This is a genomic window from Bradyrhizobium iriomotense (assembly GCF_018130765.1).
Taxonomy (GTDB): domain Bacteria; phylum Pseudomonadota; class Alphaproteobacteria; order Rhizobiales; family Xanthobacteraceae; genus Bradyrhizobium; species Bradyrhizobium iriomotense_A.
This window is the reverse complement of the sequence record NZ_JAFCJZ010000011.1, coordinates 1-23,602: the sequence shown is the minus strand read 5'-3', so window position 1 is coordinate 23,602 and position 23,602 is coordinate 1. Positions and strand designations below refer to the sequence as shown.

The window sequence follows — 23,602 nt, the reverse complement described above, 5'->3', positions numbered from 1 at the left end:
CAGACATTCAATGGCTTATGGAGCGTCCTTCGGCAGTTCCTGCTGTGCAACGATCCGCACCGGTGGAAAAGTGACGCAATCGACCACGTTGAAAGTAACTTCGATCCGTCGGTCGAATGACTCCGCGTAGGCGATGGCGCCCTTGCTCTTTCCATCGGCGATGCGTGTCCCAAGTGTGCAATGGGGCGTCCAAGCGCCGGGTCGATAGTGCGGGCGGCAATGGGTCGGGTTGATGGCCACGCTGATTGAAGCGTGCCACCTTCTGAGGGTTGAACTCTCTTCAGGCTCAGCCCATAGCACGAGAGGCGGGCCTACGAACCACCGAATCCGTCTGAAAGCGATGGACAGCTGTGTTCCGCCTGCAGTTGCGCGGAGCATCGCTTCCCACGCGGTCTTCTCTTCGATTTCAGGCGAATCATAGATGGCGAATGTCAAATGTGGCCGGTAAGCCAGGACGCGCATCGACGGCTCATCCTCAAAAACCGCAACTTGGTCCCACAGGCGTTCTATCGCGTCCGCCGAAACGTTGTCGGCTCGGATATTAATAGCGACCGCCATCGAGGTCTCGCCCAAGCTGAGAAAGTCCGTCATCTTGATCGACCGGTCGAAGGTCCGCAATGGGTCTTGGTCGTGTAAAAACGTCTTGGAGGAGATCGTCTCTGAGAGCCAAATGCGTGGGGCTCAGGCCGCGATCGCAGCGATCAACGGCCTGATCCCGACGATGTTCATGACCCGGGTCAGATTGTAGGCCAGGACCGAGAGCGCCATCTCGGCGGCTACTTTTGGAAGTGTTTTCGTCAGGAAGTGTGTCGCCCCCATGCGGGCCTTCATTGTGCCGAATGGGTGCTCAACTGTCTCTCGACGCTGGCGCATCGCCTCTGGGTTGGCGTCGAGGCGCTGCTGCACAGCATCAAGGAGGTGCTCGTGCTCCCACCGTGTAATCCGCCGCTCTGACCCCGGCGTGCATTGGGACTTGATCGAACAGCTTTGACAGGCCGTGGTCCAGTAGCGCCGCAGCATCTTGCCGTCTTCTTCGTTCGTATAGCGATAGGGCAGCCGCTCCCCGGCCGGGCAGCGATAGGCATCCTCCTCTGGCAGATAGGCAAAGTCCTGTTTACCGAAGCGTCCGTCGGCCTTAGCACCCGATGTCAGCGGTTTGGGTAGGGTTACCGTGATGCCTGCTTCGTGGCACGCGAGGATCTCCGGGCTGTTGAAGTAGCCGCGATCGGCCACAGCTTCGAGCGCCTCAGTCTTCAGAACAGCCTTCGCCTGCTTGGCCATATTAGCAAGTTGTGCCCGATCCGAGCCGCTGTTCGTCACCTCGTGCGTCACGATCAGATGGTTCTCGGTGTCCACGGCGACCTGCACGTTGTAGCCAACGACGCCAGAGCCGCGGCCGCTCGTCGCCATCGAACGGCTGTCGGGGTCGGTCAGCGAGATTTGCTGGTCAGGCGAAGCATGCATTTGCTTCTCGTAGACGGCAAGCTTACCCATTTCTTCCTTCAGCTTCGTCAGCTTCTCGGTGAGCCTTGTCACCTTCGCAGCCAGCGCCTCCGTCGGCTCCTGCCGGTCCGCCGTGTCAAGTTGGCTTAGGTAGCGCGCGACGCTCTCCTCAAGCTGAGCCCGCCGCCGCTGCACCTTCGCCTTTGTGAAGTTCTTGTCCCGATTGTTCACGGCCTTGAACTTGCTCCCATCGATGGCAACGCTCGCCGTCGCGAGAAGACCCATCTCGCGGCAAAGCTCGACGAAACGGGCACAAACCTTGCGAAGCGCCACGCCGTTGTCCTTGCGGAAGTCTGCGATCGTCTTGTGATCGGGCGCCAGCCGGCCCAACAGCCACATCAGCTCCACATTGCGTCCCGCTTCTCGCTCGAGCCGCCGGCTCGATTGCACTCGGTTCAGATAGCCATAGGTGTAAAGCTTCAAGAGAACCGACGGGTGGTACGAGGGCCGGCCGGTTGCGGCTGGGTCCACCCCCTCAAAGCCCATCTCAGCCAAATCCAGCGCACCGACAAACACGTCGATCACGCGAACGGGGTTGCTCTCGTCAATGAAATCATCGAGGCATTCGGGCAATAGCGTCCGCTGCCCACGATCCGCCTCCTCAACAAAGCGCCTCATCGATTCCCCCAAAAGAATCACAGGAGAATCATAACAGCAGCCCAGCGTTTTCACACAGCCAGGGTCAAAACGAGACTTGCTGGACTGCTCTGGCCTCGTCCGCTTCTCGAGTTACGGGTTACGGTGACAAAACAGGCCTTGACCAGCGCTGCCGATAGCGCGCGCCATGCAGGATCGAGAGTCTAGTGCACTGTGACCGTAATCCGGTCTACGGCAACATGGTGATGCTCGGCATTCCCATGACGCTCTCGGCGCAGGGCGTTGAGGCCCGCAGGGCCGATGGCACTGATCCTGTCGGTGAACACGCCGCTGCTCTGGCTCTGCGGCATCCTGCAGATGGAGTTTGTCGGCCGCAAGCAGACGGGCTCGGCCACGCTGCTGGTCGTGGTGATGATCGTTGCGGGGGCGAGGTAGTTCGGCCCGCCCCCGTTCCAATAATTCGAGGTATAGCGGCGGCTACTGAAACTTGTAGCTGAACCTCACGCGCGCAACGTCGGTCGTGAGCTGGTTGCGGATGCTGCAATTCGCATCGGGTCTGCCCAGGCAGGCGCCGGTGCCATCGGCACGGCGAATGATCGCATCGTTATCCTGATACATCGTATGCAGGAATTCGCCGCCAATGATCCAGTTCGCATCCAGCGCATATTCGACGCCTATGCCGACCACGCCGCCCCAGAGAAGGCCACTGCCATTGGCCGTGACTCCGGTGGGCGTTCCAAAGTTCGCGAATTGAACGAGATTGTTGATTTCTGTCCCGGTCTGCCTGACATCAGCCCAGGCTGCGCCACCCGTCACATAGGCAAGGACGTTGTCGACGACGAGGCCGGCGCGCGCCCGGATCGTGCCGCTGGTATCCGCCTTGAGACCAACCCTCAAGATCCTGGAGTCATCACCGCCGATCACGGAGTCCTTGAAGCCGCCGTTGCCGTTGATGTCTGCTTCGATGCCGATCAGGCCGCGACCGAACTGGTAGTTGTAGCCGACCTGCGCGCCGCCGGTGAAGAAGCCGCCCGTGGGGGTCGCGGAGGAGCAGTAGAAGCAGGGATCGTCGAAATGGGATGACGCCATGCCGCCGCCGACATTGCCGCCGATGTAGAAGCCCGTCCAGCTATACACCATCGCCGCAGGCGCAGCCTTGAAGCGCGCCGGGCCGACGTCGGCCGCAGAGCTCGCTGCCGTGGCAGCCATCAACAGAGCGACCGCAGCCGCGAATGTGTTTCTCATCGTCAGTCTCCCAGTGGACAAATGTTTGGCTGTGGTCGCCGATGCCCGGACTTCAACCTCTCGTCCGAGGCGCGGGCAGGAAGCCGCGAAATCACGCCACGCGCGTCATTCGAACGTGGGAGGCCGTCGCAATCTTCGGTGGCGTTGCAGAATTGACACGCGGGCGCTGGCCCGGCAGCAGCGCGCGCGGGGCTTCAGCTTGACGGACTGAACCGATCGTTCGTTCGGATGATGCAGTCCCGATTGCCCGCACCAAAACGATTGTACGGACGCGCCTGTGGCCGACGGGAGCGCTTAGGCTCTACGGCGTGAAGGCTTCGACGCGATCGTGGGAATTGCACCTTGACCAGCGCTTCAGATAGCGCGTGCCGTGCAGTAGGAGTTTAGTACACACCGTAATGACGACTGCCAAAAGGGCTATTGAGCACGCTGGCCCGCGCGCCAGGCCATCTCCCAGAAGTCTGCCTCGAGCCGGGTTGCTTCCTTGAAGATCGCAGTCAGTTCTGCCTCGCGGGCTGGCGTGGCGTAGAGATCGGCGAGATGCTCCAGCTGCGCCCGCGCTTTGGCTGCGACCTCCTGGTACGGCACGCCGGCGTACTCGGCGATCCAGACGCGGTAGGCGTTCGTCGCGGCGTCCGCGTGGGGGCGCGAGGCGAGCCGCGTTGCGATCTCGGCGTACCCGATCACGCAGGGAGCAAGCGCCACCTTGAGTGCCAGCAGATCGCCGCGCATTCCCGCGTCGAGCACGTAGCGTGTATAGGCCAGCATCTCGGCCGCCGGAGGGGTCTGTTCAAGGTCGGCGGGGGACAGACCCCAATCGGCGCAGAGCTTCACATGCAGGTTCATCTCGACATCGAGGATGGCCGACAGGCCGGCCGCTGCTTCACGCATGTCGGCAAGTCTGGGCGACTTGTAGACCGAGATCGCGTACGCGCGAGCAAACTCGATGAGGAACAGGTAGTCCTGAACGAGGTAGTGACGAAACGCCGCTTCGGGGAGCGAGCCGTCTGCCAATCCGTTCGTGAAGGGATGTTCGGTGTAGGCCCGCCACTCAGCGGATGCTTCTGTCTTAAGACGCTCGAAGAAACTCACGATCTTTTCCGCCTGGCTTGCTTGTCCATGAACGTCTTTGGCTCGCTACCGATATCGCATTGCGAACCGGGGAGCTATGGTGACTGCGCACAAAACTGGCTTTGAGCGTTGCGGATAGGACCCTCCCCGCGTCGAAAGTTTGGTGCACTGTCACCGTAATTCTGGCGCCAACGCCTACATCTTCGCGGTCCAGTATCAGCGGCGTTGCCGGTGATGGTGGTGATCGTGCGGTGAAGAGACTTGGGCTTATGAATAAGGTATACGGATTAGCAAAGCACAATTTCAACGCGAGCACGGTAAATCCTTTAGATGGCGTCAAAGAGCACGAATACCGATCTGGGTTCAGAAAAGCTTTCAAACGAGATCGACCGATATTTCGAGCTGTTCGAGCAAAGCTTCGATGAACTTCATGCGGCGGTGGTCGCTCGGGTCAACAAACCGGGGCAGTATGTTGGGCCGCATCACGACTAATCCCTTCCGTCACAGGGATGTCAGGCAAGCGATGAGTGCCATCCGACGCGGAACGCTCCTCCATGGTCCGCTTCGGACCCAGCAGCGGGCACACTGACGGGCTCGCCCCATGCCGCCTTCTGACCCAAAGCGGTCACTGGTTTCGGCGCTCTTTCTCGACATGCTCAAAGATCAAGCCTTCGTTAAGGGTAGGCGATGCAATGTAGTCTCAACTGGAGGTTACAGTGTCATACGTCGTGACGCGGATGGGCCGTCACATGGGCCTAGCGTTCGTAGCGGTCGCACTGAGGGTGCTGGGCGGCTTCTGCGCCGATCCTGCCCATGCGGACGCCGTTCCCAATCTGGGTCGAGCTGATTACCTCCACTTCTCGCTTGATAGGACCCCCATCCGGATCAGCCTTGTCAACGATGTTGTCGGCAAGGGCAGCTTCCCGGACCTCGTCGTGCCGCGGGCCTATGTGGTTTTTGTCAATCGCGCGCCCCACAGCAGTGAAGGGTCGCTGCCTTCGCAGCTGAGCTCGAACGAGGTCGAACTCATGTTTGCTGACGGTAGCGGTGAGGCCTGGAGCATGGCGGTGGAGGAGCGATCACGGCGAGATAGCCTTGACCGCACGGCCGCCGGCCAGCTCATGCGCGCTGAGCAGACCTCGCTCCAGATCAGTCCCAGCACAAAGCCGAATGAAGCCTATGCCGCTGATGTACGTGCCAACGTTAAGCGGTCCGCACCGAATCGCCAAGACGAGAGCTTTGAAGGTTTGGCGCACTATCGGGGCGTCTCCAGCTTCTCCTATTACGTCGGCGGATCCGACGACGAGTTTTTTTCAGTGAGGTGCGAGGCACAGCTGAACCCTGTATTCCAGTGCACCTACACGATGTCGATCACTGAAGGCGTCGTGGCCTTTGCCACGTTTGTTGACTTCCGCCTCTATGGCGGCCGCGCCTATGCCAACCGCCGCCTGCGCTTCGCTCGCGAAGTGGTCTGCCGTTATCTCACCCGTTGCTGATCGCCATCCTTGGGAGAGCAACCGTGGCATAGCGTTCTGGTCGGATGAAGGAGCAAATCCGGATGCCGAGGTGATCAACGCGATCAAGCCCGGAATGGCAACGATCCCGACGTCTATGCTCCTCTTGGCATCAAGCCCATATGCTCGCAGGGGCGTGCTGTCCAATCGATATCGACAACATTTCGGTAAAGATGATCCGCGTATACTGGTGTGGCAAGCCTCTACAGAGGTAATGAACCCATCGATTGATCCGGACTTCATCAAACAAGCATACGATGACGATCCGGTCTCGGCCGCCGCTGAATCCTCCCTGCGCCCGGACGTGAGAGAAATCCGTATTTGATCGATGAGCTCACTTCCACCTTGAAGGGGCCATTGAACCCGACGCCGACGAACGTGGCGCTTTCCGCGTCAGTACAATCGTGTCCGGCATTCTGGTCTATTATCGCTCTTGGAATACGAAGCGCTTTATCCACGCTGTGGCGTGGAAACTTGGCCGTGGTGCTGCCTACGGCCTGCTTCTTCCCCTTCAAAGATCGACGGGCCTTGGCGCCCTTCTTTTTGTTTTTTTCCGGCCGTCTCTTCTTCGCGGGAGCCTCTGTGACGGCCTCCGCTACATCTTCCTCGCTCATTCTCGCTTCCTCTGCCCACTTGCTACAATCTACGCGGGCAAATGGAAGCTTCCAACGGTCGTTTAGTAGAACCACAGAGAAGATGCAGAGATCATCCAGCGCAACGTCGTTCGCGCGATACCTAAATCGCTACCCAAATAGATCGAACAGATCAGCCACGAAGCTATGTAGTTGATTTTATTGGTACAGTTGGGTGGGCTCGAACCACCGACCTCCTGTTCCACAGACAGGCGCTCTAACCAACTGAGCTACAACTGCATCCTTGCGAGCCGCCCGGGGGGCGCCTTGAAAAGGCCGGTCACCGAGGGGGGCTGGACGGGGCGGAAACTAGGTGCAACGGCTCCGTTTGGCAAGGCCGCAAACGGACGAAAAAACAGCGGAAATCATACTCAGCCCGACGAATTCGGGCCGGATGGTGACCATCAAGTGCTGAGCCTCGCCCGCTTGGCGGCGACACTCCCCGTGGGGAGAGAACCCTCTCCCGGCCTCTCCCGCAAGCGGGAGAGGTGAAGAAAAACCCGGGCCTTTCGGCCCGGGTCTCTCAACTCAAACCGACCTGTCCGCTTCAGGCGGCGGGCTTGTAGAACTTCGCGGCGCTGGCCTTGATCGGCTCGGCGGTCTCATTGGCGACGCGCTGGCTGATCTCGACCAGCTCCTTGGCCTGGGCCTGGAAGGTCTCGAGCTGCTTGCGGGCATGGCCGTTCCAGAGCGCGAACGCGTCCGACGGCGACTTGGCGCCGAGCAGCTCCTGGGCGAAGTCCAGCGAGGCCGTGGAGTTGGCCTTCATGAACTCGACCAGCTTGGCGGTGTACTCGCTCGCGCCCTTGCTGGCGCAGGTGAACACGGCCTCGACGGTGCCGTTGTGGGTCTCGGCCGCATCCTTGAACTTGGCGTAGCTCTCGCGGGCCTGCGACACGCCCTTTTCGGCGAACGCACGCATCTGCTCGGGAACCTCGAACGGAATGATCGAGGCAGAGAACGGATCAGTCGCACCTGTCATGGTTGTCCCTCACGATTTGGAAAAAGAGCAGTGCCTTCCGGCGCGCCCGCCGGCCCTCGATTTGCGGACCTGAATTCAGCGGGTACGAAGACTGGAAACGCGAAACAAACGAGATGGTTTGGCTGCGCCCCAGTAATATTGCTGCCTATCATGTCAACATTGTGCAACGCAACGCGATCCGGGGGTGCATCGCGAAATTTAATCCCGGTGAGGGTGAGGTTCCCGGGCAGGGGAACCCGAGGTTGAGGTAGTGGCGTGCCGAAGCATGCAGGCGGTCCGCTCCCTCTCCCGCTTGCGGGAGAGGGTTGGGGAGAGGGTGCTTCCGCGATGGGACAGCCCCGATGACGAGAGACGTCCACCACAATCCTCTACAACCCCAATGCGGAGACACCCCCACCCCAGCCCTCCCCCGCAAGCGGGAGAGGGAGCCCCAGCGCCGATGCCGCAGCATCGTGCACGCAATATGCGATTGTCCTGCCCGCAAGCGGGAGAGGCGGACCAAAACCCCCCGCGAATCCTGCGGATGCAGCGGGCCTGCGGCTTGCTTGGGTGGCACCATTAAGGTTATCGCGGCTTTCGGCCGCTCTCCGCCAGTCGGGGCCGTGGACCTGCCCGCGCCCGCGGGCAATACTAACCCTTTCTTAAGGCTGTCATTCCGGCAGCCGCCCCAACGAGACGCCGACAGCGAGACGTGAAGCCGGTTGGATGAGTAGTTCGGATTTCCAGTTGCGAGGCGTGGGCGATCCGCGGCTGGCCGTGCATGCGACCTCGCAGCTCGCCACCTGGCTCTTCGCGGTCGACGGCACCCGCGTGCTGTGGGCCAATCCGGTCGGCGCCAGACTGTTCGGCGCGGCCCATGCCACAGCGCTAGCAGAGAAGATCTTCGGCCCCGCCGACAGCCATCGCCGCCAGGTGGCCCGGCTCGCCCGCCAGCTGCCGGGAAGCGGCGCGGTGCGGCTGGAGCGGCTGCGCGGCTTCGGCGCCCGGCTCGGCACGCTCATGACCTGCGCCTGCGCGCGGCTCGACTTCGCCGACGGCAAGAACGGCGTGCTCGTCACCGCGCTGGACCCGACGGGACAAGCCATGCCGCTGGTCGAGCGGCTGCATCGCCTGGTCGAAGCCGCGAACGTGCCGATGGCGGCGTTCGCGCCCGACGGATTGTTCGTCGGCGCCAGCGAGGCCGCGCGCTCCCTGCTCGGCTTCCGCGACCTCGGCGAGGCCGGCCTCGAACAGGCCCGCAGCGATGCGCTGGCTAAAGGCCGCGTCGAGACGCCGATCGGCCTCGGGCAGATGGTGCTGCAACGGGTCGGCCTAGGGGCCGATGTCGGCCTGGTCGCGCTGATCGAGCCGGTTGCCGCGCAGGCGGCGGAGGTGGCCGCGGATGCTGCGCCCGAAGCGGTGCAGGAGAGTGCGCGCGAAGCGGCCGCACAGCCCGCGCCCGACGCGCCTGTCCCTGCGGCCACGGTGCCGGACGATGTGCAGCTTGCCTCCGGAATCCCGCTGTTCGATGCCTTTGCCGAACCGGCCGAGACGATCGCGGCGAGCGAGCCGGCGGAGGAGATCGTGTCGATCCAGGACGCCGTCGCACCTGAGGAGCCTGCCGCAGAAACGACCGAAGCCAGCGACATCGCGCCAAAGACTCCGGTTGAAAACCCGCACGCAGCCATTGTGTCGCCGCAGGCCGCGCCGATCACATCAGGCATGGTCGAGCCTCCGCCCGCTCCCGCAGAGCCACCGCGCCAGCATCCGCTGCGCTTCCTCTGGCAGATGGATGCGGAGGGCCGCTTCGTGCTCGGTTCCGACGACTTCATCCGCCTGATGGGCGCGCACACCGCCGCCGGCTTCGGCCGCCCCTGGCGCGAGATCGCCGACCAGTTTTCGCTCGATCCCGAGGGACGCGTCGCGCAGGCGCTCGAAAGCCACGACACCTGGGCCGGGATCACCGTGAACTGGCCGGCCGACGGCGGCGAGCATCTGCCGGTCGAGCTCGCAGGCCTGCCGATCTACGACCGCGATCGCAACTTTGCGGGCTTTCGGGGCTTTGGCGTCTGCCGCGATCTCGACGGCCTCAACCGGCTCGATGCGCTCAGGCGCTTCGAGCTGTTCGTCGAGCCACACGCGCCGCAAAGCCTGTCCGCCGATAGCGTCGAGCCGGAGCATGAACCGGAGGCAGCGGCGCCGCCGCCGATCGAGCCGCCGCTACCTGAGCCTGAGCCGACACCTGAACCTGAACTGCCCGAGCCCATCACCGAAGCGAATTCACACCCAACCGATCCGGAAACGCCAGTGGAAACGCCTCCCAACGTCGTGCCGTTCCGCAGCCCCGGCGACACCAGACCGCCGACGCTGACGCCGGTCGAGAACAGCGCGTTCAACGAGCTCGCAAGGCAATTGTCCGAGCGGCTCGAACGCGAGCGCGAGAGCATCGCAGCCGCCGGCGCCGAGCCGCCGGCTGCTGAGAGTGCGCCCGAGCCGCTGCTGTCCGAGCCTGAACCTCTGCCGCCGCCCGCACCGGCCGAATGGCTGACCGAGCCCGCGCCGCCGGCACGCGGCGCCAGCATGCGCGACCGCACGCTGCTCGACCTGCTGCCGACGGGCATTTTGATCTATCGCCTCGACCGCCTGCTCTACGCCAACCCCGCGTTCCTCGCGCGCATGGGCTATGCCAGCATCACGGCGCTGGAGCATGCCGGCGGGTTGGACGCGCTCTATGTCGAACCGGGCGTGTCATCGGCCAGCAGCACATCGCAAGGCGGCACGCCGGTGACGATCAGCGCGACGCTTGCCAATGGCGAAGCGCCGCTGCCGACCACCGAAGCGCATCTGCACAGCATCGACTGGGACGGCGACAGCGCGCATGCGCTGATCTGCGCGCTGCCGCAAGCCGCACCCGCTGCCCCCGCTGTCGCTGCGCCGCCCGTTGTTGCCGAGCCCATCGTCCCCGAGTCCTTCCCCTACGCGCCCGATCTCGAGCCTGCGGCCGGCGATGCCGACGCGGAAGATCTCGCCGCGATCCTCGACACCACCGCCGAGGGCATCGTGATGTTCGATGCCGAAGGCAACATCCACGCCTGCAACCGCAGCGCCGAAGCGCTGTTCGGCTATGACGGCGATGCGCTGCTCGAGCAGAATTTGGTGACGCTGTTCGCGCCCGAGAGCCAGCAGGTCGTCGCCGACTATCTCGACAGCGTGAAGAGCCAGGACATCGCGAGCCTGCTCGACCACGGCCGCGAGGTGCTGGGCCGCGAGAAGAAGGGCGGTGTCATTCCGCTCGCAATGATCATGGGCCGCACCCGGCCCGACGGCCCGAACTTCTTCGCCGTGTTCCGGGATCTCTCGCAAAGCAAGAAGGGCGAGAGCGAGCTGACGCAGGCGCGCCGCCTCGTCGACGGTGCGGCGAATGCCAAGGCCGACATGCTGGCGCGGATCAGCCACGAGATCCGCACGCCGCTCAACGCCATCATCGGTTTCGCCGAGGTGATGATCTCGGAGCGCTTCGGCACGCTCGGCAACGAGCGCTACGGCGAGTACATGAAGGACATCCGCGCCTCCGGCGAGCGCGTCATCGCCATCATCGACGATCTCCTGGAGCTGTCGCGGATCGAGACCGGCAAGCTCGACCTCACCTTCGCCAACCTCAACCTCAACGACCTCGTCGAAGCCTGCGTCGTGGTGATGCAGCCGCAGGCCAACCGCGAGCGCATCATCATCCGCACTTCGCTGGCGCATGCGCTGCCGCAGGTCACAGCGGACGCGCGCGCGATGCGGCAGATCACCATGAATTTGATCTCGAACTCGATCCGGCTTGCCAGCGCCGGCGGCCAGGTCATCGTCTCCACCGCAATGACCGACCGCGGCGAGATCGCGCTGCGCATCCGCGACACCGGCCATGGCCTCTCAGAGCGCGAGGTCGCCGCCGCGATGGAGCCGTTCCGCACCCCGCCACCCGGGGACGCCGCGGACAATTCCGCGCTCAATTTGTCGCTGACGAAGGCGCTGGTGGAAGCCAACCGCGCCCAGTTCAACATCAAGAGCGCCGGCCACGGCACGCTGATCGAAGTGGTGTTCGCACCGGTGGCGGCGCGGGCTTGAGGTGCGCTCCCTCTCCCGCTTGCGGGAGAGGGTCGGGGAGAGGGTGCCTCCGCACCGGGACAATCTCCTAGAGGAAAGAGCCCTCACCCGGCGCTTCGCGCCGACCTCTCCCGCAAGCGGGAGAGGTTAAACCTGCGGCACGACCGCTCTAACCCACGCCAGTCCGCCGTCGCCATCACGCCGCCCGCACCGTATCCAAAAACCTGCTGACCTCGATCTTCAGCCGGTTGCTGTCATTCGACAGCGACTGCGCCGCGGAGAGCACCTGCGAGGAGGCCGAACCGGTCTCGGTCGCGCCCTGGCGCACGCTGCTGATATTGGCGCTGACCTGCGTGGTGCCGGCGGCCGCGCTCTGGACGTTGCGCGAGATCTCGCTGGTCGCGGCGCCCTGCTCTTCCACGGCGGCGGCGATGGTGGAGGAGATCTCGGACAGACGCTCGATCGTGCCGCCGATGGTCTTGATCGCGCCGACGGAATCCTCGGTCGCGACCTGGATGCTCGAGATCTGCTGGCCGATGTCGCCGGTCGCCTTGGCAGTCTGCTCGGCCAGCGCCTTCACTTCCGAGGCCACCACGGCAAAGCCGCGCCCGGCTTCGCCGGCGCGCGCGGCCTCGATGGTGGCGTTGAGCGCCAAAAGGTTGGTCTGGCCCGCGATCGCATGGATGAGCTCGACCACGTCGCCGATGCGCGCGGCAGCCTTCGACAATTCGCTGACGCGGTCGTTGGTCTGCCCGGCCTGATTGACGGCCTCGCCGGCCATGCGCGCGGATTCCTGCACCTGCCGGCTGATCTCGTTGACGGACGCGGTCAGCTCCTCGGCCGCGGAGGCCACCGACTGCACGTTGGCCGCCGCCTCTTCGGAGGCGGCTTCGACCAGCGTCGCGAGCTCGGTGGAGCGGCCGGCGGTCGTCGTCAGCGACGTCGCGGAGGCCTCGAGCTCGGTCGCCGCCGACGACACGGTCTCGACGATCTCGCCGATCGCGCCTTCGAAATCGTCGGCCATCCTGATCATGTCGGCGCGGCGGCGCTCGGCGGCGAGCTTGTCCTGCCTGATCTTCTCCTCCGCCTCCTCGCGCGCCTTCCGCTCGGCGTTGATCTTGAACGTCTCGACGGCCTGCGCGATCTCGCCGATCTCGTCGGGCCGGCCGAGCCCCGGCAGCACGATGGCGAAATTGCCGTTGGCAAGCTCGATCATCGCCGCGCGCATCGCGGTCAGCGGCTTCGACACCGAGCGCCCGATGAAGATGCCGAGGCCGAGTACGCCCGTCGCAACCAGCGCGATCGCGACCGCAATCCAGAACTGGATGCTGGCGCGCTCGGCATCGTTCAGACGATCGGCCTCGACACGGGTCTGGTCGACCGATGTCGAGACCTGCTCGATCACGGGCTCGACCGCAGAGAACGCCTCGGACATCGCCTTCAACTCGGTCGCAAGCTTCAGCGCGGTCTCCATCCAGGCCGAGAAGTCGCGCTGATAGTCGGCGAGCTTCTGACGCAGCTCGGTCTTCGCGCTGTCGGGGATGGTGGCGGCGTCGAGGGCAGCCGTGAATTCCGCCGCGCGCTTCTTCATGTCGTCGCCATATCTGGCGTCGCGACGCAGCATGAAATCCTTCTCATGCCGGCGCATCATGAGCATGATCACCTTGAGCTGGGAATTCTGGAGCTGGTCGACCTGGCTCTCGATGCCGTGGACGGATGCGCGCAGGCGGCCTTCGAGGCCGGACTTCTCGTCGAGGCCGAGCCGCTGCCGTTCCTCGACCACCGCGGCAAAGCGCGCCTGGTACGTCTTCAGCGACGCATTCATCGCGTCGATCTTTTGCGCCAGCTCGGGCTTGCCGAGGGCCGCGATCCTGCCGCGCAGCGTCTCGATGTCGAGCGCCACCCGCCTGCTGATCTCCATTTGGCGCTGAGCTTTGGCCGCATCGCTGCGCAGCAGGAAATCCTTTTCGGCGCGGCGCGCCTCGAGCAGCTCGACCGCGATCCTGTTGTTCAGCTCGAACACGCTGCGCGCATCCTCGGCCGCGTCGCGATAGGCGCTCATCGCGCGCTCACCATAGAGATGGATGCCGCCGATCAGGACGACGCCGATGACGCCAATGACGCCGATTGCAGTGATCTTGTGCGTGAGCCGGAGGGAGGGAAATCGCATCTTGGCTTCAAAAATTGATTGTGGCGGATGCGATTAATGAAGCCTCAATGCGCGGAAACTTCCGTTAATTTGCGGACACGTAAGACTACGTGCTTATGCACGATACTCGTCATACGGGAGGTACGGGAATCCCAATGTCAGGATTATGGCGGCGCCTTGTGCACGATAGGATGCACAGGCGCGGCAAAAAAAACACGGCGCTTGTGGCGCCGTGCTTTCATGTCTTCAGGTGACCGTGACGATCCGGATCAGCTGTAGATCTCGAACAGGCCGGCGCCGCCCTGGCCGCCGCCGATGCACATCGTCACCACGCCCCACTTGGCCTTGCGGCGCGCGCCTTCCTGCAGCAAATGGCCGGTGAGACGGGCGCCGGTCATGCCGAAGGGATGACCGATCGCGATCGAGCCGCCGTTGACGTTGTACTTGGCGGGATCGATGCCGAGCTGGTCGCGACAATACAGGCACTGGCTGGCGAAGGCCTCGTTGAGCTCCCACAGATCGATGTCGTCGATCTTGAGGCCGGTGCGCTTCAGGAGCTTCGGGATTGCGAACACCGGGCCGATGCCCATCTCGTCGGGCTCGCAGCCGGCGGTCGCCCAGGCGACGAAGCGGCCGAGCGGCTTGAGGCCGCGCTTCTCGGCATCCTTGGCTTCCATCAGCACCACGGCGGCGGCGCCGTCGGAGAGCTGGCTGGCATTGCCGGCGGTGACGAACTTGCCGGGTCCCTTCACCGGCTCGAGTTTTGCCAATCCTTCCATCGTGGTGTCAGGGCGATTGCATTCGTCGCGGTCGACGACGTAGTCGACGATCGACTCGGCCTTGGTCTGCTTGTCGACGACCTTCATCTTGGTCTTCATCGGGACGATCTCATCCTTGAACTTGTTCGCCTGCTGCGCGGCGGCCATGCGGCGCTGCGATTCCAGCGAGAACTCGTCCTGGTATTCGCGGCTGAGCTTGTAGCGCTCGGCGACGATGTCGGCGGTATCGATCATCGCCATGAAGATGTCGGGCGCGACCTTGAGCAATTCAGGATCGACCCATTCCTTCGGCGAGCCGCCGCCGGGAATGGAGATGCTCTCGACGCCGCCGGCGACGATGCAGTCGGCGCCGTCGGAACGGATCGAGTTGGCGGCCATCGCGATGGTCTGCAGCCCCGAGGAGCAGAACCGGTTCACCGAGACGCCGGCGGTGGTCTTCGGCAGGCCCGCGAGCAGCGCGGCCTGGCGGCCGATGTTCGGCGCGCCGTGGGCGCAATTGCCGAGATAGCAGTCCTCGACATAGTCCTTGTCGACGCCGGCGCGATCAACCGCGTGCTGGATGGCGTGCGCCGCAAGCGACATCGGCGGCGTGATGTTGAACCCGCCGCGGCCGGACTTGGCCAGGCCCGTGCGCGCATAGGAAACGATGACGGCTTCACGCATTGTTTTCTCCCTTGTCGAACGATTTGAACGGAACGTAGTTACGAGGCGTTCTGGGCGCCATTGGTACACAAAGTTTGGTGGTCGCGGGGAAAATAAAAACGCCGCCTCCGGCGATGGAGGCGGCGCTGTTCCGCAGGTCGGAATATATGATGCGCGTCATTCCGTGGCACGCGCCACGGAACGACTGTGCCTCAGAACGTCAGCGCCTTGGCCTGCTTGACCTGCGGCAAGGCCAGCACCTTGGCGAGCACGTCCGCCGGCACCGCGCCGTCGACCTCGACCAGCGCAATGGCATCGCTGCCGGGCGCGACGCGGCCGAGATGGAAGGTCGCGATATTGATCTTGGCATCGCCGAGGAGGCTTGCGAACTTGCCGATGAAGCCCGGCTTGTCCTCGTTGGTGATGTAGATCATCGACTTGCCGAACTCGGCATCGACACGGATGCCCTTGACGTCGACGAGGCGCGGCTTGCCGTCGTGATAGACGGTACCGGAGACCGAGCGCTCCTGGCGTTCGGTCGCGACGGTGACGGTGATCAGGCTCTCATAGTCGCTCTGGGCGGCGCGCACAATCTCGTCCACCACCATGCCGCGCTCCTTGGCGACGACGGGTGCCGACACCACGTTGACCTCGCCCAGCATCGGCCGCAGCAGGCCCGACAGCACGGCCGAGGTGATCGCCTTGATCTTCATCTCGGCGACATGGCCTTCATAGGTGATCTCGACCTTGAGAATGCCGGTCTCGGTGAGCTGGCCGGCGAACGAGCCGAGCTTCTCGGCAAGCGCGATGAACGGCTTCAGCTTCGGCGCCTCTTCCGCCGTGATCGAGGGGAAGTTGACCGCATTCGAGATCGCGCCGGTGAGCAGGTAGTCCGACATCTGCTCGGCGACCTGGAGCGCGACGTTCTCCTGCGCTTCCGTGGTGGAGGCGCCGAGATGCGGGGTGCAGATCACGTTGGGATGGCCGAACAGCACGTTGGACGTCGCGGGCTCCTCGACGAAGACGTCGAAGGCGGCACCCGCAATGTGCTTGGAATTGAGCGCATCGACCACCGCCTGCTCGTCGACGAGACCACCACGGGCGCAGTTGATCAGGCGCACGCCCTTCTTCATCTTGGCGATCGCGGCCGCGTCGATGATGTTCTTGGTCTTCTCGGTCAGCGGCGTGTGCAGCGTGATGAAATCGGCGCGCTTGAGGAGATCGTCGAGATCAACCTTCTCGACGCCGATGTCCTTGGCGCGCTCCGGCGACAGGAAGGGATCGAACGCGATCACCTTCATGCGCAGGCCGAGCGCGCGATCAGCGACGATCGAGCCGATATTGCCGCAGCCGACCACGCCGAGCACCTTGCCGGTGATCTCGACGCCCATGAAGCGGTTCTTCTCCCACTTGCCGGCCTGGGTCGAGGCGTCGGCTTGCGGGATCTCGCGGGCGAGCGCCAGCATCAGGGTGATGGCATGCTCGGCGGTCGTGATCGAATTGCCGAACGGCGTGTTCATCACGATGATGCCCTTGGCCGTCGCGGCCGGGATCTCGACATTGTCGACGCCGATGCCGGCGCGGCCGATCACCTTCAGCTTGGCCGCCTTCTCGAGGATCTTGGCGGTCGCCTTGGTCGCGGAGCGGATCGCGAGGCCGTCGTAATTGCCGATGATCTCGGCGAGCTTGTCCTTGTCCTTGCCGAGGTTGGGCTGGAAGTCGACCTCGACACCGCGGTCTTTGAAGATCTGAACAGCGGCGGGAGAGAGTGCGTCGGAAATGAGAACTTTGGGTTTGGTCATGGGGATGATCCGTGGTGCGTGCTGCATTTACGGAACGTCATCCGCGGGCTTAAGCGCGAAGCGCGTCTTCGCGCCAGAACCCCGCGGATCCATCTCTCTTGATTGATGGATGGCCGGGTCAAGCCCGGCCATGACGAGGAGTTGGTTTGCTTACGCCGCCTTGGCCAGCGTGGCCTTGGTCTCGGCGAAGGCCCAGTCGATCCACTGCGTCAGCAGCTCGACGTCCTTTGCTTCCACCGTGGCGCCGCACCAGATCCGCAGGCCGGCCGGCGCATCCCGGTAATAGGCGAAGTCGTAACCGGCGCCTTCCTTCTCGACCAGCGCGACCAGCTTCTTGGAGAACTCGGCCTGCGCGTCGTCCGAGAGCGAGGTGATCGCGGGATCGGTGAACTTCAGGCACACCGAGGTGTTGGAGCGGATCGAGGCGTCCTTGGCGAGGAAGTCGATCCAGGGCGTCTTCACTTTCCAGTCGGCGAGCACCTTGGTGTTGGCATCGGCGCGCGCGATCAGCGCCTTGAGGCCGCCGATCGACTTGGCCCAGTTCAGCGCATCGAGATAATCCTCTACGCAGAGCATCGACGGCGTGTTGATGGTCTCGCCGACGAAGATGCCTTCGTTGAGCTTGCCGCCCTTGGTCATGCGGAAGATCTTTGGCAGCGGCCAGGCCGGCTTGTAGGTCTCGAGCCGCTCCACCGCGCGGGGCGACAGGATCAGCATGCCGTGCGCGGCTTCGCCGCCGAGCGCCTTCTGCCAGGAGAAGGTGACGACGTCGAGCTTCGGCCAGTCGAGCGGCTGCGCAAACGCGGCGGACGTCGCGTCGCAGATGGTCAGGCCTTCGCGGGTCGCGCTGATCCAGTCGGCGTTCGGCACGCGCACGCCCGAGGTGGTGCCGTTCCAGGTGAAGACGACGTCGCTCTTGGGATCGACCTTGGAGAGGTCGGGGATATCGCCATAACCAGCGTTGAGCTTGGTGACGTCCTTGAGCTTCAATTCCTTGACGATGTCGCTGACCCAGCCCTCGCCGAAGGATTCCCAGGCGAGCGTGGTGACGGGCCGCGCACCGAGCAGTGACCACAGCGCCATTTCGACCGCTCCGGTATCGGAGGCCGGCACGATGCCGATGCGATAATCGGCGGGCACTTCAAGCACTTCGCGCGTCAGATCGATCGCGAGCTTGAGCTTGGTCTTGCCGACCTTCGCGCGATGCGAGCGACCGAGCGCTGCGTCCTTGAGATTTTGGGCGTTCCAGCCGGGGCGCTTGGCGCAGGGGCCGGAGGAAAAATGCGGCACAGTCGGCCGCGAAGCGGGCTTCGCTACAGTCATGATCTACCCTTCCAGATAGTAAGCCTCCCGTTGGGGGGAGGTGTCCCGCCGCGGCTGATACGGGAAACGGGAAGAGTCGTCAAGGAAGTTCGGACGTCTCACGCTGGAGTGAAGGCGCCTCGGGGGCGATTTCCGGGGATTCGACCGCAGTGAGCGCATTCAGCAAGTCCGTGGCCTCGCTGATCAATTGCGCGGCACGGCGGCGGCTGCCGACTTTCAAAATGCACTTGTCGTTGGCCTGCACAACGTAGTGGTTGCCGACCTTGATCATGGAATAGCTTGTCATCGAAATCCCCGAACCGACCGAGCCCGGTGTCTGACGCTGCGTAGCACCGTTCGTTCCCGCGTCCACGTGAACGACGGCTGGGTAGTTTATCAGCTCTTAAGATGAACGAACGCGCGATCCGAATTTGTAGATGGCGCAACGGCCGCGGCCAGAGCCCCATTCCGATACAACCGGAACGGGACTCTGGATTTTTGCATTGACGCGTTTTTCTTGACGCGAACCGGTATCCACTTCGCTCGAAAACGCTCCTGCTGCCTCAAAAGCGGACAGTCATACCGACATGACTCGCTGTGAATCCCAGCCGCTTGTAGAATCGCTGTGCATCTGTTCGCGTCTGATGCGTCGGCAGTTCGACCAAATTGCAGCCACGCGCCTTTGCTTCCGTCACCGCCCATTGCACCAACTTCTCGCCGATGCCGCGGCTGCGACAATCAGTGGCAACGCGCACGTCCTCGAGCAGACCGCGGATGCCGCCTTGCGAGCTGATGCCTGAGAGAACAGCGAGTTGCAGGCAGCCGACCACCCTGCCCTCGCTCTCGGCAACGACGAGCGTCAGGTTTGGATCGCGCTCGACCCGCGCGAATGCCGCGTAATAGGATGCAGGCAGCGGATCCTCCACGCGCTCGCGGCCCCGCCCGAGATGATCATCGGCGAGCATCGCCACGATCGCCGGCACGTCCTCGCGGCGCGCGGGACGGATCGAGACGGACTTATCGTTCATACGGGAAACTCCAGAAACTCAGCGCCAAGACTCAGCGCCAAGACTCCGCGCGAAGACTCAGCGCGCCGCGGGCAGGCCGAGAAAGGCCTCGGCCTCGCCGATCCAGCGGCGGATGGCCGCATAGCGACCGAGATCGAAACCGCCCTCATGCGCGACGCGCGTATAGGCGAGCAGCGAGACGTCGGCGAGCGACACCGCATCGCCGGCGAAGAAGCGGCTGGTGGCGAGATGCTGCTCCATGCGGTCGAGCGCCGCATAGCCACGCTTGACCTTTTCAGGATCGAGCTCGGAGGCGTCCTTGCCGAGATAGACAAGCTGGAAGCGGCACACCGCAATATAGGGCTCGTGGCTGTACTGCTCCCAGAACAGCCATTCATCCATCTTCGCCGCGGCAAAGGCATCACGCGGAATGAGGACGCTGTCGCGGGCGAGATAGCGGATGATGGCATTGGACTGCGCCAGCGTGCGGCCGTCGTCGAAGGCGACGGTCGGCACCTGGCCGGCGCCGTTCATCTTGAGGAATTGCGGCGTGCGCGTCTCGCCCTTGCTTGTGTCGATCTCGACCCACTGATAGGGCACCGCGAGCTTGTCGCAGACCCACTTCACCTTCAGACAATTTCCGGAATTGCTGTCGCCGTAGATCTTCATTTCCGCCACCCCGCTTTGGAGCGACAGAGCATCAGGACGGAGAGAACCTGTCAACCGGCGAGGCGCGGCCGCGTCAGAACTTGTAGCCGAGGCCGAGGCGCGCGTTGTTCAGCGTCACCTGCGTGTTCATGACGGGAGAGAATCTCACATATTCGTATTCGACGCGCGCGAATAGACCGTCCCAGATGCAGTATTCGAGACCAAGACCGGCAGTCCAACCCACCGCGAACGTATTGGTTCTGTGCTGGGACTGGGTCTGCGATTGCGCCGGAACGGGGTTGGTCGTGCCGATGACGGTGATGACGTTGCCGAACGCGTCCGTGACCGTCGAGTCCTGCCGCAATGTCACGTTGCTCGTCACCGTACGGGAGACGTCCATGCGACCGACAGCCGCTCCGGCGAACATGTAGGGCATGAAGTCGCCACCGTCCCAACCCACGCGCCCGCGCAACGTGATCATGTCCTTGACCTGCGCCGCAGCGGTACCGGTCAGCGTCACGCCATAGTTGTTGGTGATGCCCGGGGGGCGTGTTTCGCCGGCCGGGTTGACGATCATGAGCGAGTTCGAGCCCGACGTCGATGTCGCGAGATTGTTGAAGTAGCTGTAGGTGCCCTCGAGACTGAGAATGGCATCATACCATTGCCAGTTGCGGCCGATGAAGCCGCCGAAATTGACGCCTTGCGTGTTGGTCTTGTTCATCAGCGACCATGTCGACGTCGGCTGCTGAAGAACGCTGTCGCGGAAGATGAAGTTGGTCAGGCCGACGACGCTTTGGCTGAAATCGGTGGCGTTGGTGGTATAGCCGGCGTTGCCGCCGACATAGAAGCCGTCCCAGTTGCGGGACGTCTTCGACAGGCCGTCGGTGAAGCCGCCGCGCAGGACCGGCAGATCCGGCATATCGGCCGCGTGTGCGGCAGACACCGTCCCCAACATCACCGCCGCCAACAAAAGCCTACGCATCGCAACGCTCCAGATCGGACTCGAACTTTCGCCGATGATCATGGCTCGTTAACCTTAACCAATGGTTGCGTCCGGTGATTTCGCCGCCGTCGGGCCATGAAAAATCCGCAAAGCAAAACGGCGCGGGATGATCCCGCGCCGTTAAGAGACGTTAAGCGATGGGCTTGAGGATCAGCCCTTGGTGACGAGCGGCGGCGGCACGTAGGCCGGCGGGCTGTTGAGATCCCAGCGCACGCCGAGCTTGAGATCGTGCGAGGTGAGCTCCTTGAGCTTGATCGAGGTCGGACCGGAGGCGCTGTTGTCGAACAGGCGGAAGTTGCCGGGCGCTGCGTCGCCGAGGTTCATGTAGCTGTAGGCCAGTTCGACGGTGAACCCGGGATTGACCTTGTAGGCGAGACCGGCGTGGGCGGCCCAGGCGAAGTTCCACTTACCGTTGTCGGCGAAGTAAGCGACGCTGTTGGACAGCGCGCCACCGCTGAACGACACGCCGTCGTCGCGGAAGCCGCTGATCTTGTTGTAGGAGCCGCCGAGACCGGCGCCGATGAACGGGGTGATGCACCACCAGGTGCCGAGATCGACATAGGCATTCGCCATGACGACCCACTCGGACTTGCTGCCGGTGTAATTGTTGACGCCGACGAAGCCGGGTCCAATGACGTTGTCGCTGCCGTGCAGATTGGCCTTGCCCCGGTACTGGCCGATCACGTCGGCGCGGAACCAGTTGTTAAAGCGATAGCCGACGCCGAGATCGAACAGCGGCGAGGAATCGAAGCCGAGTCCCTCCGTCGTCTTCGTAAACCCAGGCGCTACGTTACCCTCGATGCTCTTGGCGCGCTGGTTGGTCATGCCGACGTCGCCACGGAGATACCAGCCGCCGAAATCGGCGGGCGGAGCCGGCGGCGCGTACATCGGAGGGGGCGCTGCGATCGGCATGTCGGCGGCGAACGCCATCGACGAGATCAGGGTTGCCGCACCCGCGGCAAGGAGAGACTTAACGCTACGCATTGGCTTCGTCCTTATGGCCGGTGAGGCAGAAATGCAGACGCCCCACGTTCTGGAAACTCACGACCCGGACGATGGCAGTAAATGTTTAAGCGCCACTTAACCCTAATTTTTAAGGTTGATTTTTTCTCTACCTACACGCGGATGCAGCGGGAGCGTTGCAAAAATGCAAGCGCTGGGCGGAGCCCAATTGCTAACGATGTGTGAAGCCGCAACGCAGCAACAAAGAAACTGTTAACGCGCGTGGCGCGGCAGCTTGGGCAGGAACACCGCGAGCAGCCCAATCGCCGGCAGATAGGCACAGACCTGGTAGACGAACTCGATCGAGGTGTGGTCGGCGAGCTTGCCGAGCACGGCCGCCCCCAAGCCCCCGATGCCGAAGGCGACGCCGAAGAACACGCCGGAGATCATGCCGAAGCGGTGCGGCACCAGCTCCTGCGCGAACACGATGATCGACGACGTCGTCGAGGAGATGATGAGGCCGATGATCACTGACAGCACCGCGCTGGCGTAGAGCCCGGCATAAGGCAGCGCCAGCGTGAACGGCAGCGCGCCCAGGATCGAGATCCAGATCACGATCTTGCGGCCGAAGCGATCGCCCAAGGGGCCGCCGAAGAACGCTCCGACCGCATTCGCCGCGAGGAAGATGAAGAGGTAGATTTGCGCTGCCTGCGTCGACACGCCGAAACGGTCGATCAGGTAGAAGATGTAGTAGCTCGACAGGCTCGAGACGTAGAGCTGTTTTGAGAACAAGAGCGCCACCAGCACGAGAAGTGCAACGGCGACACGGCGCGAGCTCGGCCCGCCGGGCTGAGTGTGGACGGGCGCCGCCTTCTTCGTCGTGATCTGCGGCGCGTACCAGCGCCCGATGCGCCAGAGGATGAGAATGGCGAGGAACGCGATCGAAGAGAACCAGGCGATGCTGCCCTGCCCGAACGGCACCACGATCAGCGCGGCCAGCACCGGCCCCATCGACGTGCCGAAGCTACCGCCGAGCTGAAACACCGATTGCGCAAAACCGTAGCGGCCGCCGGAGGCGAGCCGCGCGATGCGCGCGGATTCGGGATGAAACACCGCCGAGCCGAGGCCGACCAGCGCGGCGGCGACGAGGATGACGAGATATTGCTGCGCAACGCTGAGCAGCAAGAGGCCGAAGAAGGTCGAGGCCATGCCGATCGACAGCGAGTAAGGCTGCGCCTTCTTGTCGGTGTAGTGCCCGACCACCGGCTGCAGCAGCGAGGCCGTGAACTGGAAGGCCAGCGTGATCATGCCGATCTGCGCGAAGTCGAGCGCGTAGGTGTCCTTCAGGAGCGGATACACCGAGGCGATCAGCGACTGCATGGTGTCGTTGAGGAAGTGCGAGAAGCTGATGCCTGCAAGCACGACATAGGCCGGCCCGGCGGCCTTCGCGGCAGATTTGGCAGCAGCGGGCGCAACGTCGGCGACGACGACGGGCTCGGCCAGCGTTTCCGCAGGTACGACGACAGGCTTGTTCAATGCAGCGATCCCGGCAGGCGCGGCGAACCGCCGCATCCGCTCATTACGATGCAAGGGGCGGTGGAACCAGCGTCAATCGCAAATGGCTGGGATGCGTCTCTGAGCAACCGGCAACATAGGTAACAGTTCAGACCGACGACATGGGTAACACAATTCTCGTTTCGTTCAGGTCTGTTG

At 63.4% G+C, this 23,602-nt stretch carries 20 protein-coding genes and 1 tRNA gene; 4 read left to right on the top strand and 17 right to left on the bottom strand.

The window, feature by feature from the left end; translation table 11 throughout:
- Positions 1–15 precede the first annotated feature (15 nt).
- Complete coding sequence (locus tag JQ635_RS19535; protein WP_349631872.1) at positions 16–618, bottom strand: 2'-5' RNA ligase family protein; 603 nt, start codon at positions 616–618, stop codon at positions 16–18.
- A gap of 63 nt (positions 619–681) precedes the next feature.
- Positions 682–2,121, bottom strand: coding sequence for an IS1182 family transposase (locus JQ635_RS19530; RefSeq protein WP_211411443.1), 1,440 nt, complete (start codon positions 2,119–2,121; stop codon positions 682–684).
- Between the two features lie 279 nt (positions 2,122–2,400).
- Between JQ635_RS19530 and JQ635_RS39225 the strand changes: the two genes are divergently transcribed.
- Positions 2,401–2,535, top strand: coding sequence for a hypothetical protein (locus JQ635_RS39225; protein ID WP_283826894.1), 135 nt, complete (start codon positions 2,401–2,403; stop codon positions 2,533–2,535).
- Between the two features lie 42 nt (positions 2,536–2,577).
- Here the strand turns inward: JQ635_RS39225 and JQ635_RS19520 are convergent, their stop codons facing one another.
- Together JQ635_RS19520 and tenA are read right to left on the bottom strand one after the other, a co-directional pair.
- Positions 2,578–3,345, bottom strand: a complete 768-nt coding sequence (locus tag JQ635_RS19520) for an outer membrane protein (RefSeq protein WP_211411442.1) — start codon at positions 3,343–3,345, stop codon at positions 2,578–2,580.
- Between the two features lie 417 nt (positions 3,346–3,762).
- Positions 3,763–4,437 (bottom strand): thiaminase II, encoded by a 675-nt coding sequence (gene tenA / locus JQ635_RS19515; protein ID WP_211411441.1) that lies wholly within the window; start codon positions 4,435–4,437, stop codon positions 3,763–3,765.
- 309 nt (positions 4,438–4,746) lie between these two features.
- Between tenA and JQ635_RS19510 the strand changes: the two genes are divergently transcribed.
- Positions 4,747–4,908 carry a hypothetical protein gene (locus tag JQ635_RS19510; RefSeq protein ID WP_211411440.1) on the top strand — a complete coding sequence of 54 codons (162 nt, stop codon included), beginning with the start codon at positions 4,747–4,749 and terminating at the stop codon, positions 4,906–4,908.
- A gap of 224 nt (positions 4,909–5,132) precedes the next feature.
- The gene (locus JQ635_RS19505; protein WP_211411439.1) at positions 5,133–5,912 is read left to right on the top strand and encodes a hypothetical protein; all 780 of its coding nucleotides are present in this window, start codon (positions 5,133–5,135) and stop codon (positions 5,910–5,912) included.
- A gap of 260 nt (positions 5,913–6,172) precedes the next feature.
- On the opposite strand, the gene JQ635_RS19500 is transcribed toward JQ635_RS19505, so the two are convergent.
- The 3 genes from JQ635_RS19500 to JQ635_RS19490 all read right to left on the bottom strand — a co-directional run bounded on the left by JQ635_RS19500 (position 6,173) and on the right by JQ635_RS19490 (position 7,544).
- Positions 6,173–6,544: a hypothetical protein gene (locus JQ635_RS19500; RefSeq protein ID WP_211411438.1), complete on the bottom strand. Its 372-nt coding sequence runs from the start codon at positions 6,542–6,544 to the stop codon at positions 6,173–6,175.
- Between the two features lie 181 nt (positions 6,545–6,725).
- A tRNA-His gene (locus tag JQ635_RS19495) sits at positions 6,726–6,802 on the bottom strand.
- A gap of 307 nt (positions 6,803–7,109) precedes the next feature.
- Positions 7,110–7,544, bottom strand: a complete 435-nt coding sequence (locus tag JQ635_RS19490; RefSeq protein WP_211411437.1) for a phasin — start codon at positions 7,542–7,544, stop codon at positions 7,110–7,112.
- A gap of 705 nt (positions 7,545–8,249) precedes the next feature.
- On the opposite strand from JQ635_RS19490, the gene JQ635_RS19485 reads away from it, so the two are divergent.
- Positions 8,250–11,636: a PAS domain-containing sensor histidine kinase gene (locus tag JQ635_RS19485; protein WP_211411436.1), complete on the top strand. Its 3,387-nt coding sequence runs from the start codon at positions 8,250–8,252 to the stop codon at positions 11,634–11,636.
- 175 nt (positions 11,637–11,811) lie between these two features.
- On the opposite strand, the gene JQ635_RS19480 is transcribed toward JQ635_RS19485, so the two are convergent.
- The 10 genes from JQ635_RS19480 to JQ635_RS19435 all read right to left on the bottom strand — a co-directional run bounded on the left by JQ635_RS19480 (position 11,812) and on the right by JQ635_RS19435 (position 23,425).
- Positions 11,812–13,785: a methyl-accepting chemotaxis protein gene (locus tag JQ635_RS19480; RefSeq protein ID WP_211411435.1), complete on the bottom strand. Its 1,974-nt coding sequence runs from the start codon at positions 13,783–13,785 to the stop codon at positions 11,812–11,814.
- A 248-nt stretch (positions 13,786–14,033) separates the two neighbouring features.
- Positions 14,034–15,206, bottom strand: coding sequence for a thiolase family protein (locus JQ635_RS19475; protein ID WP_211411434.1), 1,173 nt, complete (start codon positions 15,204–15,206; stop codon positions 14,034–14,036).
- 191 nt (positions 15,207–15,397) lie between these two features.
- Positions 15,398–16,987, bottom strand: a complete 1,590-nt coding sequence (serA, locus tag JQ635_RS19470; RefSeq protein WP_211411433.1) for a phosphoglycerate dehydrogenase — start codon at positions 16,985–16,987, stop codon at positions 15,398–15,400.
- A 150-nt stretch (positions 16,988–17,137) separates the two neighbouring features.
- Positions 17,138–18,310, bottom strand: a complete 1,173-nt coding sequence (locus tag JQ635_RS19465) for a phosphoserine transaminase (RefSeq protein WP_211411432.1) — start codon at positions 18,308–18,310, stop codon at positions 17,138–17,140.
- Between the two features lie 79 nt (positions 18,311–18,389).
- Entirely contained in the window at positions 18,390–18,596 is a 207-nt protein-coding gene (locus JQ635_RS19460) for a hypothetical protein (RefSeq protein ID WP_211411431.1), read from the bottom strand.
- 256 nt (positions 18,597–18,852) lie between these two features.
- Positions 18,853–19,317, bottom strand: coding sequence for a GNAT family N-acetyltransferase (locus JQ635_RS19455; protein ID WP_211411430.1), 465 nt, complete (start codon positions 19,315–19,317; stop codon positions 18,853–18,855).
- Between the two features lie 57 nt (positions 19,318–19,374).
- Positions 19,375–19,965, bottom strand: coding sequence for a glutathione S-transferase family protein (locus JQ635_RS19450; protein ID WP_211411429.1), 591 nt, complete (start codon positions 19,963–19,965; stop codon positions 19,375–19,377).
- A 73-nt stretch (positions 19,966–20,038) separates the two neighbouring features.
- A complete protein-coding gene (locus JQ635_RS19445) occupies positions 20,039–20,926 on the bottom strand; it encodes an outer membrane protein (RefSeq protein WP_211411428.1) in 888 nt (295 codons plus the stop codon).
- Positions 20,927–21,097: 171 nt separating this feature from the next.
- The gene (locus tag JQ635_RS19440) at positions 21,098–21,931 is read right to left on the bottom strand and encodes an outer membrane protein (RefSeq protein WP_211411427.1); all 834 of its coding nucleotides are present in this window, start codon (positions 21,929–21,931) and stop codon (positions 21,098–21,100) included.
- 231 nt (positions 21,932–22,162) lie between these two features.
- Positions 22,163–23,425, bottom strand: coding sequence for an MFS transporter (locus tag JQ635_RS19435; RefSeq protein ID WP_211411426.1), 1,263 nt, complete (start codon positions 23,423–23,425; stop codon positions 22,163–22,165).
- Positions 23,426–23,602 lie beyond the last annotated feature (177 nt).